The sequence below is a fragment of the Pseudomonas sp. NY15181 genome (genome assembly GCF_048068055.1).
In the GTDB taxonomy this organism is placed as follows: domain Bacteria; phylum Pseudomonadota; class Gammaproteobacteria; order Pseudomonadales; family Pseudomonadaceae; genus Pseudomonas.
The window spans coordinates 532,069-548,036 of the sequence record NZ_JBLUPT010000001.1; the positions used below are offsets into that span (position 1 = coordinate 532,069).

At 64.7% G+C, this 15,968-nt stretch carries 14 protein-coding genes; 11 read left to right on the forward strand and 3 right to left on the reverse strand.

Annotated features, from left to right (window positions below; all coding sequences use genetic code 11):
• The first annotated feature begins 2 nt into the window (after positions 1–2).
• The 11 genes from lpxB to ACNFBT_RS02530 all read left to right on the forward strand — a co-directional run bounded on the left by lpxB (position 3) and on the right by ACNFBT_RS02530 (position 13,509).
• Positions 3–1,145, forward strand: a complete 1,143-nt coding sequence (lpxB, locus tag ACNFBT_RS02480) for a lipid-A-disaccharide synthase (RefSeq protein WP_416746154.1) — start codon at positions 3–5, stop codon at positions 1,143–1,145.
• The gene (rnhB, locus tag ACNFBT_RS02485) at positions 1,145–1,756 is read left to right on the forward strand and encodes a ribonuclease HII (RefSeq protein WP_416746156.1); all 612 of its coding nucleotides are present in this window, start codon (positions 1,145–1,147) and stop codon (positions 1,754–1,756) included. Before lpxB ends, rnhB begins: the two co-directional genes overlap by 1 nt.
• Positions 1,757–1,910: 154 nt before the next feature.
• Positions 1,911–5,441 carry a DNA polymerase III subunit alpha gene (dnaE, locus tag ACNFBT_RS02490; protein WP_416746158.1) on the forward strand — a complete coding sequence of 1,177 codons (3,531 nt, stop codon included), beginning with the start codon at positions 1,911–1,913 and terminating at the stop codon, positions 5,439–5,441.
• Positions 5,442–5,554: 113 nt separating this feature from the next.
• Positions 5,555–6,505 (forward strand): acetyl-CoA carboxylase carboxyl transferase subunit alpha, encoded by a 951-nt coding sequence (accA, locus tag ACNFBT_RS02495; protein ID WP_416746160.1) that lies wholly within the window; start codon positions 5,555–5,557, stop codon positions 6,503–6,505.
• A 69-nt stretch (positions 6,506–6,574) separates the two neighbouring features.
• A complete protein-coding gene (tilS, locus tag ACNFBT_RS02500; RefSeq protein ID WP_416746162.1) occupies positions 6,575–7,903 on the forward strand; it encodes a tRNA lysidine(34) synthetase TilS in 1,329 nt (442 codons plus the stop codon).
• Positions 7,904–8,074: 171 nt separating this feature from the next.
• Positions 8,075–9,703: a CTP synthase gene (locus ACNFBT_RS02505; protein ID WP_207885427.1), complete on the forward strand. Its 1,629-nt coding sequence runs from the start codon at positions 8,075–8,077 to the stop codon at positions 9,701–9,703.
• A gap of 2 nt (positions 9,704–9,705) precedes the next feature.
• On the forward strand, positions 9,706–10,551 hold the full coding sequence (kdsA, locus tag ACNFBT_RS02510; protein ID WP_416746165.1) for a 3-deoxy-8-phosphooctulonate synthase: 846 nt from the start codon (positions 9,706–9,708) through the stop codon (positions 10,549–10,551).
• A gap of 48 nt (positions 10,552–10,599) precedes the next feature.
• Complete coding sequence (gene eno, locus ACNFBT_RS02515; RefSeq protein WP_416746167.1) at positions 10,600–11,889, forward strand: phosphopyruvate hydratase; 1,290 nt, start codon at positions 10,600–10,602, stop codon at positions 11,887–11,889.
• 61 nt (positions 11,890–11,950) lie between these two features.
• Positions 11,951–12,235: a cell division protein FtsB gene (gene ftsB, locus ACNFBT_RS02520; protein ID WP_017521200.1), complete on the forward strand. Its 285-nt coding sequence runs from the start codon at positions 11,951–11,953 to the stop codon at positions 12,233–12,235.
• Positions 12,232–12,930, forward strand: a complete 699-nt coding sequence (gene ispD / locus ACNFBT_RS02525; protein WP_416746170.1) for a 2-C-methyl-D-erythritol 4-phosphate cytidylyltransferase — start codon at positions 12,232–12,234, stop codon at positions 12,928–12,930. Before ftsB ends, ispD begins: the two co-directional genes overlap by 4 nt.
• A 6-nt stretch (positions 12,931–12,936) precedes the next feature.
• Entirely contained in the window at positions 12,937–13,509 is a 573-nt protein-coding gene (locus ACNFBT_RS02530) for a hypothetical protein (RefSeq protein ID WP_416746172.1), read from the forward strand.
• Positions 13,510–13,516: 7 nt separating this feature from the next.
• Here ACNFBT_RS02530 and yedF read toward each other — a convergent pair whose 3' ends face one another.
• The 3 genes from yedF to ACNFBT_RS02545 all read right to left on the reverse strand — a co-directional run bounded on the left by yedF (position 13,517) and on the right by ACNFBT_RS02545 (position 15,920).
• On the reverse strand, positions 13,517–13,765 hold the full coding sequence (yedF, locus tag ACNFBT_RS02535) for a sulfurtransferase-like selenium metabolism protein YedF (protein ID WP_416746173.1): 249 nt from the start codon (positions 13,763–13,765) through the stop codon (positions 13,517–13,519).
• The gene (yedE, locus tag ACNFBT_RS02540; RefSeq protein ID WP_416746175.1) at positions 13,731–14,957 is read right to left on the reverse strand and encodes a selenium metabolism membrane protein YedE/FdhT; all 1,227 of its coding nucleotides are present in this window, start codon (positions 14,955–14,957) and stop codon (positions 13,731–13,733) included. Before yedE ends, yedF begins: the two co-directional genes overlap by 35 nt.
• A gap of 69 nt (positions 14,958–15,026) precedes the next feature.
• Positions 15,027–15,920, reverse strand: coding sequence for a LysR substrate-binding domain-containing protein (locus ACNFBT_RS02545; RefSeq protein ID WP_416746177.1), 894 nt, complete (start codon positions 15,918–15,920; stop codon positions 15,027–15,029).
• Positions 15,921–15,968: the final 48 nt, after the last annotated feature.

The following is a 15,968-nucleotide window of genomic DNA, read 5'->3' on the forward strand; positions in this document are numbered from 1 at the left end:
CCATGCAACCGACCGCTCGCAAGCTGCGCGTCGCCCTGGTCGCGGGCGAGGCGTCCGGCGATATCCTCGGCTCCGGCCTGATGCAGGCACTCAAGCAGCGTCACCCCGACATCGAGTTCATCGGTGTCGGCGGTCCGCGCATGCAGGCCGAAGGGCTGCAATCGCATTTCCCGATGGAGCGCCTCTCGGTCATGGGCCTGGTCGAGGTGCTCGGCCGCCTGCGCGAACTGCTGCGCCGCCGCAAGGATCTGGTGCAGATGCTGATCGCGGCCAAGCCGGACGTGTTCATCGGTATCGATGCGCCTGACTTCAACCTCAACATCGAACTCAAGCTGCGCCGCGCAGGTATCCGCACGGTGCACTACGTCAGCCCCTCGGTCTGGGCCTGGCGACAGAAGCGTGTGCTGAAGATCAAGGAAGCCTGCGATCTGATGCTCGCGCTGTTCCCCTTCGAGGCGCGTTTCTACGAAGAGCATGCCGTCCCGGTGCGCTTCGTCGGTCACCCGCTGGCCAACACCATTCCGCTGGACGCCGACCGTGCCGGCGCGCGCGAGCGCCTGGGGCTGCCACAGGAGGCCAGCGTCGTTGCACTCCTGCCCGGAAGTCGGGGAGGGGAAGTCGGCAAGCTCGGCGCGCTGTTCCTCGATACCGCCCAGCGCCTGCTTCAGGATCGTCCGGACCTGCGTTTCGTGCTGCCTTGTGCCAGCCCCGAGCGACGCGTGCAGATCGAAGAAATGCTGGCAGGCCGCAATCTGCCGGTGCAGTTGCTCGATGGTGCCTCCCATGAGGCCCTGGCTGCCTGCAATGCCGTGCTGATCGCCTCCGGCACCGCCACCCTCGAAGCGCTGCTCTACAAACGGCCGATGGTCGTCGCCTACAAAGTGGCGCCCATGACCTACCGCATCCTCAAGCGGCTGGTGAAAAGTCCATATATCTCGCTGCCGAACCTGCTGGCCAACCGCCTGCTGGTGCCCGAGCTGATCCAGGACGCGGCGACGCCTGAGGCGCTGGCCGCTACCGTGCTGCCACTGCTGGACGACGGCAGCGTGCAAACCGAATCCTTCGACGCCATCCATCGCGCCCTGCGCCAGGATGCGTCCGCGCAGGCGGCCGAGGCCGTGCTCGCCCTGGTGGAGAAACGCTGATGCAGATGGGCCTGGATTTCGCCCTGGTGGAAGAGTTGGTCGCGGGCGTCGATGAAGTCGGTCGCGGCCCGCTGTGCGGTCCGGTGGTCACCGCTGCGGTGATTCTCGATCCGGCGCGGCCGATCAAGGGGCTGAACGACTCCAAGAAACTCAGCGAAGCTCGCCGCGAGGCGCTGTTCGATGAGATACGCGAAAAGGCCCTGGCCTGGTGTATCGCCCGTGCGGAAGTTCACGAAATCGACCAATTGAACATCCTACACGCCACCATGCTGGCGATGCAGCGCGCGGTCGAAGGGTTGAGCGTGACGCCGAAACTGGCGCTCATCGACGGCAACCGTTGCCCGAAGCTCAAGGTGCCGTCGGCCCCGGTGGTGAAGGGCGACAGCCAGGTGCCGGCCATTGCGGCCGCCTCGATTCTCGCCAAGGTCAGTCGCGACCGCGAAATGGCCGAAATGGAGACGCTCTATCCCGGTTACGGTATCGGCGGCCACAAGGGCTACCCGACCCCGGTGCACCTGGAGGCGCTCAAGCGCCTGGGGCCGACGCCTATCCATCGGCGCTCCTTCGGGCCGGTTCGCGATCTGCTGGAAAACGCCGGCGGCATCCTGTAACACGCTGTCATTACTCTGGAAATCCTCCCAGTTAGCGATCCGTCGGCGTACTGAAAGGCCGGTGCGACGGCTGGCCCATTGATCCCTGTAGCTTTGCGGACAGCCCCGGTACAATCCGGGGCTTGCCGTTTTTCGTGTTTGCCCAAGGACCACCATGACCGCCACCTTCGTTCACCTGCGTCTGCACACCGAATTCTCCCTGGTCGACGGCTTGGTGCGGGTCAAGCCGCTGATCAAGGCGGTGGCGGGTTCGGGGATGCCGGCGGTAGCGGTGACCGACCTGAGCAACATGTGCTCGCTGGTGAAGTTCTACAAGACGGCCATGGGCGGTGGCATCAAGCCGATCTGCGGTGCTGACGTCTGGCTGGCTGGCCGGGACGACGATGGTCCGCTCACCCGCCTGACCCTGCTGGCGATGAACGCCAAGGGTTATCGCAACCTCACCGAGCTGATTTCCCGTGGCTGGCAGGAAGGCCAGCGCAACGGTGAGATCATCATCGAGCGCGAGTGGGTGAAGGAGGCGGCCGAAGGCCTGATCGCGCTGTCCGGCTCCAAGGAAGGCGAGATCGGCCTGGCGCTGCTGGAAGGCGACAACGCCCTGGCGGATTCGCTGCTCGCCGAGTGGCTGGACGTCTTCCCGGACCGTTTCTACCTGGATATCCAGCGCACCAACCGGGTCAACGACGAAGAGCACGTGCACGCCGCCGTGGCCCTGGCCGAGCGCAGCGGCGCGCCGCTGGTGGCGACCAACGACGTGCGCTTCATCAAGCCGGAAGATTTCGAAGCCCACGAAACCCGCGTGTGCATCGGCGAAGGCCGCGCGCTGGATGACCCGCGCCGCTCGCGCAACTATTCCGACCAGCAGTATCTGAAGAGCCCGGCGGAAATGGCCGAGCTGTTCAGCGACATTCCCGAAGCGCTGGAAAACTCCGTCGAGATCGCCAAGCGCTGCAACATCGAGGTGCAGCTGGGCAAGTACTTCCTGCCCAACTTCCCGATCCCCTACGACGACATGGACATCAACCAGTACCTGCGCCATGTCTCCTACGAAGGCCTGGAAGAGCGCCTGGCGGTGCTCTGGCCGAAGGAAACCACGCCCAACTACGAAGAGAAGCGGCAGGTCTACGTCGACCGCCTGGAGTTCGAACTGGGCACCATCATCCAGATGGGCTTCCCCGGCTACTTCCTGATCGTGATGGACTTCATCAAGTGGGCCAAGAACAACGGCGTGCCGGTAGGCCCCGGCCGGGGTTCGGGTGCCGGCTCGCTGGTCGCCTACGTGCTGAAGATCACCGACCTCGACCCGTTGGCCTATGACCTGCTGTTCGAACGTTTCCTCAACCCCGAACGTATTTCCATGCCCGACTTCGACGTCGACTTCTGCATGGAGGGCCGCGACCGGGTGATCGACTACGTGGCCGGTGCCTATGGGCGCAACGCGGTGAGCCAGATCATCACCTTCGGCTCCATGGCCGCGAAGGCGGTGGTGCGCGACGTGGCACGGGTTCAGGGCAAGTCCTACGGCCTGGCCGACAAGCTGTCGAAGATGATTCCCTTCGAAGTGGGCATGACCCTGGAGAAGGCCTTCGAGCAGGAGGAGATGCTCCGCGACTTCCTCAAGTCCGACGAGGAGGCCCAGGAAATCTGGGACATGGCGCTCAAGCTGGAAGGTGTTACCCGCGGCACCGGCAAGCACGCCGGTGGTGTGGTGATCGCGCCGACCAAGCTGACCGACTTCGCCCCCATCGCCTGTGATGAAGAGGGCGCCGGCCTGGTGACCCAGTTCGACAAGGACGACGTGGAGGCCGCGGGTCTGGTGAAGTTCGACTTCCTCGGCCTGCGTACTCTGACCATCATCAAGTGGGCGATGGAAATCATCCATCGCAAACAGCAGAAGGCCGGCGACCCCAATCTGGTCGACATCGACCGCATCCCGCTGGACGACAAGAAGACCTACGACCTGCTGCAGAAGGCGGAAACCACCGCGGTCTTCCAGCTCGAATCGCGCGGCATGAAGGAGCTGATCAAGAAGCTCAAGCCGGACTGCCTGGAAGACCTCATCGCACTGGTGGCGCTGTTCCGTCCCGGTCCGCTGCAGTCGGGCATGGTGGACGACTTCATCAACCGTAAGCACGGTCGGGAAGAGATTTCCTATCCGCACCCGGATTACCAGTACGCCGGCCTTGAGCCGGTGCTCAAGCCGACCTACGGCATCATCCTGTACCAGGAACAGGTGATGCAGATCGCCCAGGTTATGGCGGGCTACAGCCTCGGCGGCGCGGACATGCTGCGCCGCGCAATGGGCAAGAAGAAGCCCGAGGAAATGGCCAAGCAACGCGGCGGCTTCATCGAAGGCTGTGCCAGCAACGGCATCGACGCCAACCTCTCGGGCAACATCTTCGACCTGGTGGAAAAGTTCGCCGGCTACGGCTTCAACAAGTCGCACTCGGCCGCCTACGGCCTGGTGTCCTACCAGACCGCCTGGCTGAAGACTCACTGGAAAGCGCCGTTCATGGCCGCGGTCCTCACCGCGGATATGCAGAACACCGACAAGGTGGTGACGCTCATCGAAGAGTGCCGCCACATGAAGCTGCGCATCGTCGCGCCGGACGTGAACAACTCCGAATTCCGCTTCACCGTGGATGACGACGACCAGATCGTCTACGGGCTGGGCGCGATCAAGGGCGTCGGTGAAGGCCCGGTGGAAGCCATCACCGAGTGCCGCGCAGAAGGTGGGCCGTTCAAGACCCTGTTCGACTTCTGCGACCGCATCGACCTCAAACGCGTCAACAAGCGCACCCTCGAAGCGCTGATCCGCGCCGGTGCGCTGGATCGCCTTGGCCCGCATTTCTTCGAGGAGCCCAAGGCCTACCATGCCCACGTCGACATCAACCGCGCCGTGCTGCTGGCGTCCATGGAAGAAGCCGTCAAGGCCGCCGAGCAGACCTCGCGCAGCCACGACAGCGGTCACATGGACCTGTTCGGCGGCGTCTTCGCCGAGCCCGAGGCGGATGTCTACGCCAACCACCGCAAGGTCAAGGAGCTCAACCTCAAGGAGCGCCTGAAGGGCGAGAAGGACACGCTCGGCCTGTACCTCACCGGTCACCCGATCGACGAGTATGAAGGCGAGGTGCGGCGTTTTGCCCGCCAGCGCATCGTCGAGCTCAAGCCCGCGCGCGATACCCAGACCGTCGCCGGCCTGATCGTCAACCTGCGGGTAATGAAGAACAAACGCGGCGACAAGATGGGCTTCGTGACCCTGGACGACCGCTCCGGTCGGATCGAGGCCTCGTTGTTCGCCGAAGCCTTCGCCGCCAACCAGGCGCTGCTGCAGACCGATGCGCTGGTGGTGATCGAGGGTGAAGTCAGCCAGGACGATTTCTCCGGTGGCCTGCGCCTGCGCGCCAAGCGCGTGATGGGCCTGGAAGAGGCCCGCACCTCGCTGGCCGAAAGCCTGCGGGTCCGCGTGCACGCCGATGCGCTCAAGGGCGACCGCCTGCGCTGGCTGGCCGACCTGTGCACCCGTCACCGTGGCAGTTGCCCGGTCACCGTCGACTACAGCGGCGAGCAGGCGCGCGCCTTGCTGCAGTTCGGCGAACAGTGGCGGATCGACCCGGCAGACAACCTGATTCAAGCGCTGCGTGACCAGTTCGGTCGCGACAACGTCTTCCTGAACTACCGCTAGCGTGGCGGCGGCCAAACGCCGCCCGCTCGCCAGTCTCGACCCTCGGCGCCCGATACCGTAAGGTAGGGCGCCTACGGACCAGGCCCAGCCGCCAACAGAACGACGGATAGCCCATGAACCCGAATTTTCTCGATTTCGAACAGCCCATTGCCGACCTGCACGCCAAGATCGAAGAGCTGCGCCTGGTCGGTAACGACAACGCCCTGAACATCACCGACGAAATCTCCCGTCTGCAGGAGAAGAGCAAGGCGCTGACCGAGAACATCTTCGGCAACCTGTCCAGCTGGCAGATCGCCCAGCTCGCTCGCCATCCGCGTCGCCCCTACACCCTCGACTACATCCAGCACATCTTCACCGAGTTCGAAGAGCTGCACGGCGATCGTCATTTCGCCGATGACGCGGCCATCGTCGGCGGTGTCGCACGCCTGGATGAGCAGCCGGTGATGATCATCGGCCACCAGAAAGGTCGTGAAGTGCGCGAAAAGGTGCGCCGCAACTTCGGTATGCCGCGTCCGGAAGGCTACCGCAAGGCCTGCCGCCTGATGGAAATGGCCGAACGCTTCAAGATGCCGATCCTGACCTTCATCGACACCCCCGGCGCCTACCCGGGCATCGACGCCGAAGAGCGCGGCCAGAGCGAGGCCATCGCCTGGAACCTGCGCGTCATGGCGCGCCTGAAAACCCCGATCATCGCCACCGTGATCGGTGAAGGCGGCTCCGGCGGCGCACTGGCCATTGGTGTGTGCGACCAACTGAACATGCTGCAGTACTCCACCTACGCGGTGATTTCGCCCGAAGGTTGCGCCTCGATCCTCTGGCGTACCGCCGAGAAGGCGCCGGAAGCTGCCGAGGCCATGGGTATCACCGCCAGCCGCCTGAAGGACCTGGGCATCGTCGACAACATCATCGCCGAGCCGCTGGGCAGCGCCCACCGCGACCCGGCTGCGATGTCCGAGTCGATCCGCAAGGCCCTGCTCGGCCAGTTGGATGTTCTCAAGCAACTGAGCACCGAAGAGCTGCTGGCGCGCCGCTACGAGCGCCTGATGAGCTACGGCGTCGCCTGATCGACGTCTTCGGCGCAGCGTGGATGACGAGGTATCCTTGCCTCGTCATCCGTCCCGCCTCCCTGCGCCATGTCCCTTGATTCCTTGTCGCTGGAAAACCGGCTTCTAGCTGCACTCGCTCCCTGGCGTTCCGCGCCGGCGTGGCGCGTGGCGCTGTCGGGTGGGCTGGATTCCAGCGTTCTCCTGCATCTGCTTGTACAGCTCGCCCGTCGCGAGGTGCTGCCGCCGATTTTCGCGATTCATGTCCATCACGGTCTCCAGGCCGTCGCCGACGCCTGGCCGGAACACTGTCAGCGGTTCTGTGACGCGCTTGGAGTGCGGCTGCGCATCGAGCGGGTGCGGGTGCGGGATGGTGCCAGTCTGGAGCGTGCCGCTCGGGAGGCTCGCTATGCCGCCTTCACGGCAATGCTGGGGGAGGGCGAGTGCCTGCTGACCGGGCAGCACCGCGACGATCAGGCGGAGACCGTACTCTTCCGCCTGTTCCGTGGCGCCGGTGTACGCGGCCTGGCGGGAATGTCCGCCTGTCGTCCGCTGGGCGCCGGGCTTCTGCTGCGCCCTCTGCTGGATATCTCCCGCAGCGAGCTGGAACGCTATGCCCGCACACATGGCCTGAGCTGGGTGGAGGACCCCTCCAATGCCCGCGACGACTACGACCGCAATTACCTGCGAAACCGGGTGCTGCCAGTCATCACCCGGCGCTGGCCGGCGGCAGGGGACACCATTGCCCGTGCTGCCGAGCATCTGACTGAGGCCAACGACCTGCTGGCGGAGTTGGCCCAGGCCGATCTGGCGGCGGCGGATCAACAGGCGCATTACCGGGGAATGCCGCTGCCTTCCCTGGCGATCGGCCCGCTGGCCTCCCTGAGCGAGTCGCGCCAGCGCAATGCCCTGCGCCATTGGCTCGCTTCCCTGGCGCTACTGCCGGACAGCGCGCACTGGGCCGGTTGGCGGGATCTGCGCGATGCGCGGGCGGATGCCGAACCGGTCTGGCGTCTTGCCGACGGGGAGTTGCGCCGCGCCAATGGCCGGCTCTGGTGGCTGGCGAATGCCTGGCTGGCGTTCGTGCCGCGAACGCAGCCCTGGACGGATGCATCTCGATCACTGGTGCTGCCTGGAAACGGCGCGTTGCACTTCGAGGGCGAACCGCCGACCGGCCTGCTGGAGGTCCGTTACCGGCAGGGCGGGGAGGTCATGGCATTGCCCGGCCGTGGTCGCCGTGATCTCAAGCGTCTGCTCAACGAGGCCGGCATTCCGGCCTTCCTCCGGAGCCGCCTGCCGCTGCTCTGGCGAGCCGACGAACTGCTGGGTGTGGCGCTGCTGCAGGACCTGCGGGCCGGGGAATCTCCGTCATGGACCCTGTGCTGGGTACCTCCGACGAATGACTCGGGTTTGAGCTGATAGCCGCTTTCCGGTAGACTACGCTCCCGTCTTATATCGCTCCTGCCGATCCCCTGTGGAATCAGCGGGAGTTCGCTATTTTCACGACGAAGTCGTGAGCCGGGTCCTAGACCCGACACCTTCGCTTCCCCGGCGGCCGAGCCGCCTAAACGCTGACATTCAGGGCTTTTCATGACGCGCTACATCTTCGTCACGGGTGGTGTTGTTTCTTCATTGGGGAAAGGCATCGCCTCGGCTTCCTTGGCTGCCATTCTGGAAGCGCGTGGCCTGAAGATCACGATGCTCAAGCTGGACCCCTACATCAACGTCGATCCGGGCACCATGAGCCCGTTCCAGCACGGTGAGGTGTTCGTCACCCACGACGGCGCTGAGACCGACCTCGATCTGGGCCACTACGAGCGTTTCGTTCGTACCACGATGACCCAGAACAACAACTTCACCACCGGCCGCGTCTACATGGACGTGCTGCGCAAGGAGCGCCGTGGTGACTATCTGGGCGCCACCGTGCAGGTGATCCCGCACATCACCGACGAGATCAAGCGTCGCATCATCAAGGGCGCCGGCGATGCCGACGTGGCCCTGGTGGAAGTCGGCGGCACCGTCGGTGACATCGAGTCGCAACCCTTCCTCGAGGCCATCCGCCAGCTGCGCGTGGAGATCGGTTCGCGCCGCGCCATGTTGATGCACCTGACGCTTGTCCCGTACATCGCCACCGCTGGCGAGACCAAGACCAAGCCGACCCAGCACTCGGTCAAGGAGCTGCGCTCCATCGGCCTGCAGCCGGACATCCTGGTCTGCCGTTCCGACCATCCGGTGGACGTGTCCTCCCGCCGCAAGATCGCCCTGTTCACCAACGTGGAAGAGCGCGCGGTCATCTCGCTGGAAGACGTCGACACCATCTACCGCATCCCGTCCGTACTGCACGCCCAGGGTGTTGACGACCTCGTGGTCGAGCGCTTCGGCCTCGAGTGCGGTCCGGCCGACCTGTCCGAGTGGGACCGCGTGGTCGACGCCAAGCTCAACCCCGAGCGTGAAGTCACCATCGCCATGGTCGGCAAGTACATGGAACTGCTCGACGCCTACAAGTCGCTGATCGAAGCCATGACCCATGCCGGTATCCAGAGCCGCACCAAGGTCAACCTGCGCTACATCGACTCCGAGGACATCGAGCAGCAGGGCACCAGCCTGCTCGAAGGCGCCGACGCCATCCTGGTTCCGGGCGGCTTCGGCCTGCGCGGCGTGGAAGGCAAGATCACCGCCGTGCAGTACGCCCGCGAGAACAAGGTTCCGTACCTGGGTATCTGCCTGGGCATGCAGGTGGCCGTCATCGAGTACGCCCGCAACGTGCTGGGCTGGACCGATGCCAACTCCACCGAGTTCGACAAGTCCAGCGGCCACCCGGTCGTCGGCCTGATCACCGAATGGCAGGACGCTACCGGCGCCACCGAAGTGCGCACCGAGGCTTCCGACCTGGGCGGCACCATGCGCCTGGGCGCCCAGGAATGCCTGCTGTCCGCTGGCACCCTGGTACACGACTGCTACGGCAAGGACGTGATCGTCGAGCGTCACCGCCACCGCTACGAAGTGAACAACAACCTGCGTCCGCAACTGGAAGCCGCCGGCCTGAAGATTTCCGGCCGCTCCGGCGACGGCGCGCTGGTCGAAGTGGTCGAGGCTCCGGATCATCCGTGGTTCGTTGCCTGCCAGTTCCACCCGGAATTCACTTCCACCCCGCGTGATGGCCACCCGCTGTTCAGCGGCTTCGTCAACGCCGCCCTGAAGCAAGCCGGGAAAGCCTGAGCATGAGCCAGAAGATCATCCGCGTCGGTGATATCCAGATCGGCAACGACCTGCCGTTCGTGCTGTTCGGCGGCATGAACGTGCTGGAGTCGCGCGATCTGGCGATGCAGGTCTGCGAAGAGTACGTGAAGGTTACCGAGAAGCTCGGTATCCCCTACGTGTTCAAGGCCAGCTTCGACAAGGCCAACCGTTCCTCGATCACCTCGTTCCGTGGTCCGGGCATGGAAGAGGGGCTGAAGATCTTCGAAGAGATCAAGAAGACCTTCAACGTGCCGGTCATCACCGACGTGCACGAGCCCTACCAGGCCGCTCCGGTGGCCGAGGTCTGCGACATCATCCAGCTGCCGGCCTTCCTGTCCCGGCAGACCGACCTGGTCGTGGCCATGGCCAAGACCAACGCGGTGATCAACATCAAGAAAGCCCAGTTCCTCGCGCCGCAGGAGATGAAACACATCCTGCGCAAGTGCGAGGAAGCGGGTAACGACCAGCTGATCCTTTGCGAGCGTGGCTCCTCCTTCGGGTACAACAACCTCGTGGTGGACATGCTCGGCTTCGGCATCATGAAGCAGTTCGAGTACCCGGTGTTCTTCGACGTGACCCACGCCCTGCAGATGCCGGGTGGCCGCGCCGATTCCGCCGGCGGCCGCCGCGCCCAGGTCACCGACCTGGCCAAGGCCGGCATGAGCCAGGGCCTGGCCGGCCTGTTCCTGGAGGCCCATCCGGACCCCGAGAACGCCAAGTGCGACGGTCCGTGCGCTCTGCGCCTGAACAAGCTCGAGCCTTTCCTGTCCCAGCTCAAGCAGCTGGACGACCTGGTGAAGAGTTTCCCCACCATCGAGACCGCCTGAGTCTCACCAGCCGCCCCGTTTATCTCTATCTTCGGAGTGTTATCAAGAATGGCAAAGATCGTCGACATCAAGGGCCGTGAGGTCCTGGACTCCCGCGGCAACCCGACCGTTGAAGCGGACGTGATCCTGGACAACGGCATCGTCGGCAGCGCTTGCGCCCCGTCCGGTGCTTCCACCGGTTCCCGTGAGGCTCTCGAACTGCGCGATGGCGACAAGAGCCGTTACCTGGGCAAGGGCGTGCTGAAGGCCGTGGCCAACATCAACGGCCCGATCCGCGACCTGCTGCTGGGCAAGGACGCAGCTGACCAGAAAGGTCTGGATCACGCGATGATCGACCTCGACGGCACCGAGAACAAAGGCAAGCTGGGTGCCAACGCCATCCTGGCCGTGTCCCTGGCCGCCGCCAAGGCCGCCGCCCAGGCCAAGGGCGTGCCGCTGTACGCGCACATCGCCGACCTGAACGGCACTCCGGGCCAGTACTCCATGCCGGTTCCGATGATGAACATCATCAACGGCGGCGAGCACGCCGATAACAACGTCGACATCCAGGAGTTCATGGTTCAGCCGGTCGGCGCCAAGAACTTCGCCGACGCGCTGCGCATGGGCGCCGAAATCTTCCATCACCTGAAAGCCGTGCTGAAGGCCCGTGGCCTGAACACCGCCGTGGGTGACGAAGGTGGTTTCGCGCCGAACCTGGCTTCCAACGAAGACGCCCTGGCCGCCATCGCCGAAGCCGTCGCCAACGCCGGCTACAAGCTGGGTGAAGACATCACCCTGGCCCTGGACTGCGCCTCCTCCGAGTTCTTCAAGGACGGCAAGTACGACCTCGAAGGCGAAGGCAAGGTGTTCAGCGCCGAAGGTTTCGCCGACTACCTGGCCGGCCTGACCCAGCGCTACCCGATCATCTCCATCGAAGACGGCATGGACGAGTCCGACTGGGCTGGCTGGAAAGTCCTGACCGACAAGATCGGCGAGAAGGTGCAGCTGGTCGGTGACGACCTGTTCGTGACCAACACCAAGATCCTCAAGCGCGGCATCGAAGAGAAGATCGGCAACTCGATCCTGATCAAGTTCAACCAGATCGGCTCGCTGACCGAGACCCTGGAAGCCATCCAGATGGCCAAGGCCGCCGGCTTCACCGCGGTGATCTCGCACCGTTCGGGCGAAACCGAGGACAGCACCATCGCTGACCTGGCCGTCGGCACTGCCGCTGGTCAGATCAAGACCGGTTCCCTGTGCCGTTCCGACCGCGTTTCCAAGTACAACCAGCTGCTGCGCATCGAAGAGCAACTGGGCGCCAAGGCGCCGTACCGTGGTCGCGCGGAATTCCGCGGCTGATCCTAGTCTGGTACGGTGAAGGGGTGGCAGGAGCCACCCCTTTGCATATGGAGCTGATGGTTTGAGGTTACGTAGCCCTTACTGGCTGTTCGTCGTACTGATCCTGGCGCTGGCCGGCTTGCAGTATCGCCTGTGGGTTGGCGATGGCAGCCTGGCGCAGGTGCGCGACCTGCAGAAGCAGATCGCCGACCAGCAGGGCGAGAACGAGCGCCTGCTCGAGCGTAACCGCATCCTCGAGGCGGAAGTCGCCGAGCTCAAGAAAGGCACCGAGACGGTCGAGGAGCGTGCCCGCCACGAACTCGGCATGGTCAAGGACAAGGAAACCCTCTACCAGCTCGCGCAATGACCACTCCCGCCTTCTGGGCCGTGATCCCGGCCGCCGGCATCGGTTCGCGGATGCGCGCCGACCGCCCCAAGCAATACCTCGACCTCGCCGGTCGCAGCATTCTCGAACGTACCCTGGACTGTTTTCTCGGCCATCCACGCCTGAAAGGGCTGGTCGTGTGCCTGGCTGCCGATGATCCCTGGTGGCCGACCCTGCCGAGCGCTTCCAATGAGCTGATCCAGCGTGCCGAAGGTGGCCGTGAGCGCGCCGACTCCGTGCTCAACGGCTTGCTGCGCCTGACCGAACTGGGTGCCGGCACAGACGACTGGGTACTGGTGCATGACGCCGCCCGGCCGAACCTCGCGCGCGCCGACCTCGACCGCCTGCTGGATGAACTGGGAAATGACGCGGTGGGCGGCCTGCTCGGCGTGCCCGCGCGGGACACCCTGAAGCGCGTTGGCGCCGATGGCCGCGTGGTCGAAACCATCGATCGCAGCGTGGTCTGGCAGGCCTATACCCCGCAGATGTTCCGCCTTGGTGCGCTACACCGGGCCCTCGCCGATGCGCTGGTGGCCGATGCGGCCATCACTGACGAAGCCTCGGCCATGGAGTGGGCGGGCTATGCGCCGCGCGTGGTGGAGGGGCGGGTCGACAACATCAAGGTCACCACCCCGGAAGACCTGCAGCGCTTGCAGCGCAACTTCGGCCCACGCTGACCAACCATGAAGCGCCTTGCGAGACTCCTGCCCCGGCTCGAAGGCGATCTACACCATATCCTGCTCTGGGCGGGCGATGGCTGGCGGCTTCCTTGGTTATGCCTGGCGCTCGCATTGCTGGGGACGCTATTCGCCGCCTATCCAATCACCTCGGTGGTAATCCCCGCCGTGTTGGTCGCTCCGGCGCGCTGGAGGGCCATCGCCTTCGCTGCGGCAGTGGGAAGCGCAGTGGGAGCGCTGATCCTCGTGCTCTTCCTGCATCACATGGGGTGGGGCAGCCTGTACGCGTATTTTCCGCAATTGCTGCAAGACGCGAACTGGCAACGGGTCATGGCATGGACGCAGGATTACGGTCTGTTGACGCTGCTCTTGGTCAGCATTTCGCCATTGCCGCAGACTCCGGCCTTGATCGTGCTCTCCAGTGTGCCGCATGGGTATCTTGGCGTACTGATGGCGATCTTCATCGGCAAGTTGCTCAAGTACATGCTGTTCGCTTGGGTCGGATCGCGTTTTCCAGGAAGGCTCCAGGCGTTTCTGCATCGCCACGGCCGGCATGCCGGCCGTGGCGACTCGGCCTAGGGGCGGATCAACCCGGCATCGGCACTGCGATCAGGAAACGGAAAAGCGCCCCATGCTGCTCCACCGCCAGGCATTGGTAGCCGTGGCGCTTCGTATCTTCCGGAATGCCGTGTACCGACTGCGAGCAATCGGTGATCACCTCCAGCAGATCGCCCGGCTTGAGCGTCTCCAGGGTTTCCAGGGTGGCGATGGCGTTGTACGGGCAATGCTCGCCGCGCAGATCAAGCGACAGCGTCGGCGTCTTTGTGTCGGACATGGGAGGCGTTCCGTTTTCGGGTGAATCGTTGCGCGTTGAGTTGCACCAGCAGCATGCACAGGGCAAGTCCTGCGAAGGTAATCAGCAGGCCGCCGCCAGGGCCGAACTCCTGCAGCAGGTTGAGCTTGGGATAGGGCAGGGCGAGGCGGGTGCCCAATTGGTCCCAGAACACAGCGACCAGGGTGCCGCCGATCACGTTGCCGATGCCGACCACCCAGAAGTGCACCTGGCCTTCCATCGAGCGGTACATCCAGCCGGTTTCGCAGCCTCCGGCCAGGACTATGCCGATGCCGAACAGTACGCCGCCGATGACGGCGTTCGGGCCCATCCAGAAGGTCTTCGGCGGCAGGCCGTTGTGGATCGCGGCGAAGGTGCCGACGCACGCGGCCGCCATGCCCAGCAGGATGCCCAGGGCGGCCTGGGTCCGGCCGGTGGTCCACAGGTCACGGGCGGCGCTGGTGAAGCAGATCTGCGCGCGCTCGATCAGTCCGCCGAACAGGAGGCCGAACAAGCAGGCCATGCCCAGTACCAGGGAGGCATCGAAACGCCAGGCGGCGAACAGCGCAGCAATCGCCAACACGCCCATGCCCAGGCGCCATTGCAGCTTGGCGCGGCGGGCCAGGGCTTCGGCGCTCGGTAGCGCCGCAGCTTTGCCGCCGATCTTCAGCGGTATGCGCAGGAAGGGCAGCAGGCAGATCTTCACGCCGAACCAGGCGCCGATCACGGTGGAGAACATGAAGGCCCAGGCATGCACCGAGAACATCGGGATGCCGGTGAAGAAGGCCGCCAGGTTGCAGCCCATCGCCAGGCGCGCGCCGAAGCCGGCGATCACCCCGCCGATCAGGCCCTGCAGCAGGCGCCGCTTGCTGGTCGGCCAGCGTAGGCTGACGTTGCCGGCCCAGAGTGCGCAGCACAGTGCGCCGAGGAACATGCCGATGATCATCACGCCGTCGACTCGATCCAGCGGCGTGCCCTGCAGGCCGATGATCCTGAAGTAACTCCACTCCTGCGGCTGCTGGCCGAACCAGGCCAGCACGTGGCCTCCCCAGCGAGTGAACTCGCCGGTAACCGCCCAGAAGGTGCCGGTCATGGCGAAGTAGTAGGCCGAGGCGACGCCGAGGGCGATCAGCGTCGGTAGTGGTGACCAGAAGCGCAGGAGATAGCGCTCACGGAAGGAGAGAAAGGCGTGCATCTGTCGTCCATGAACCTGTGTTGCGAGAAAGCCCGCCATTCTAGCCGGGCAGGTCAGTCCGCGCTTGCCCTAGGACAAGGGTGACGGCTGCAGGTGCTGCAAGCCTTCCTTCAGATGATCCACCAGTTGCCGGACCTTGGGTGACAGGTGCCGCTGCTGCGGATAAAGCGCCCAGACCCCGGTGTTTGGCGGCTGGTGTGCTTCCAGCAGGGACACCAGTCGGCCGCTGCGCAGGTGTTCCAGCACGTAGTAGTCCGGCAGCTGGCACAGGCCGAACCCCCGCAGCACCGCGTCGAGCACTGCCTGGCCGCTGTTGCAGCGCCAGTTGCCCTGCACCCGGTGCTGGGTTTCCCGGCCGTCCTCCAGGAAGCTCCACTGGTCACTGCTGCCCACCAGGCAATTGTGCTGCGCCAGTTCTGCGACGTTCTGCGGTGTGCCGTGGCGGGCGAGGTAATCCGGTGTGGCGCAGAGGTACATCACGCGCGGTGCCAGCCGCGTCGCCACCAGGCGTGAATCGCTCAGGCGTCCAAGGCGAATCGCGAGGTCGAAGCCTTCGTGCAGCAGGTCGAGCTGGCGGTTGGACAGTTCGATCTCCACCCGTAGCTGCGGAAACTGCGCCATGAATTCGTTCACCAGCGGCACCACGAAGCGCTCGCCGTAAGCCACCGCGCACGTCATGCGCAGCAGACCCTTGGGCTCGGCGGACAGATCGCTGACCGCCCGCAACGCTTCCTCGCGGGCATCCTGCAAGCGCCGGCAATGTTGCAGGAAGGTCTGCCCGGCCTCGCTTAGCGTGACCTTGCGGGTATTGCGGTAGAGCAGGCGAGTTTGCAGGCGCTCTTCCAATCGAGCGACCTGGCGACTGACATGGGATGACGACACGCCCAGGCGTTCGGCGGCGGCGGTGAATTGGCCGGTTTCGGCGACGGCGACGAATTCGTCCAGTCCTTCCCAGCGGTGCATCTGGATTATCCCTGTATGGCAATAATGTTTTGATTATTGCCTGATTAT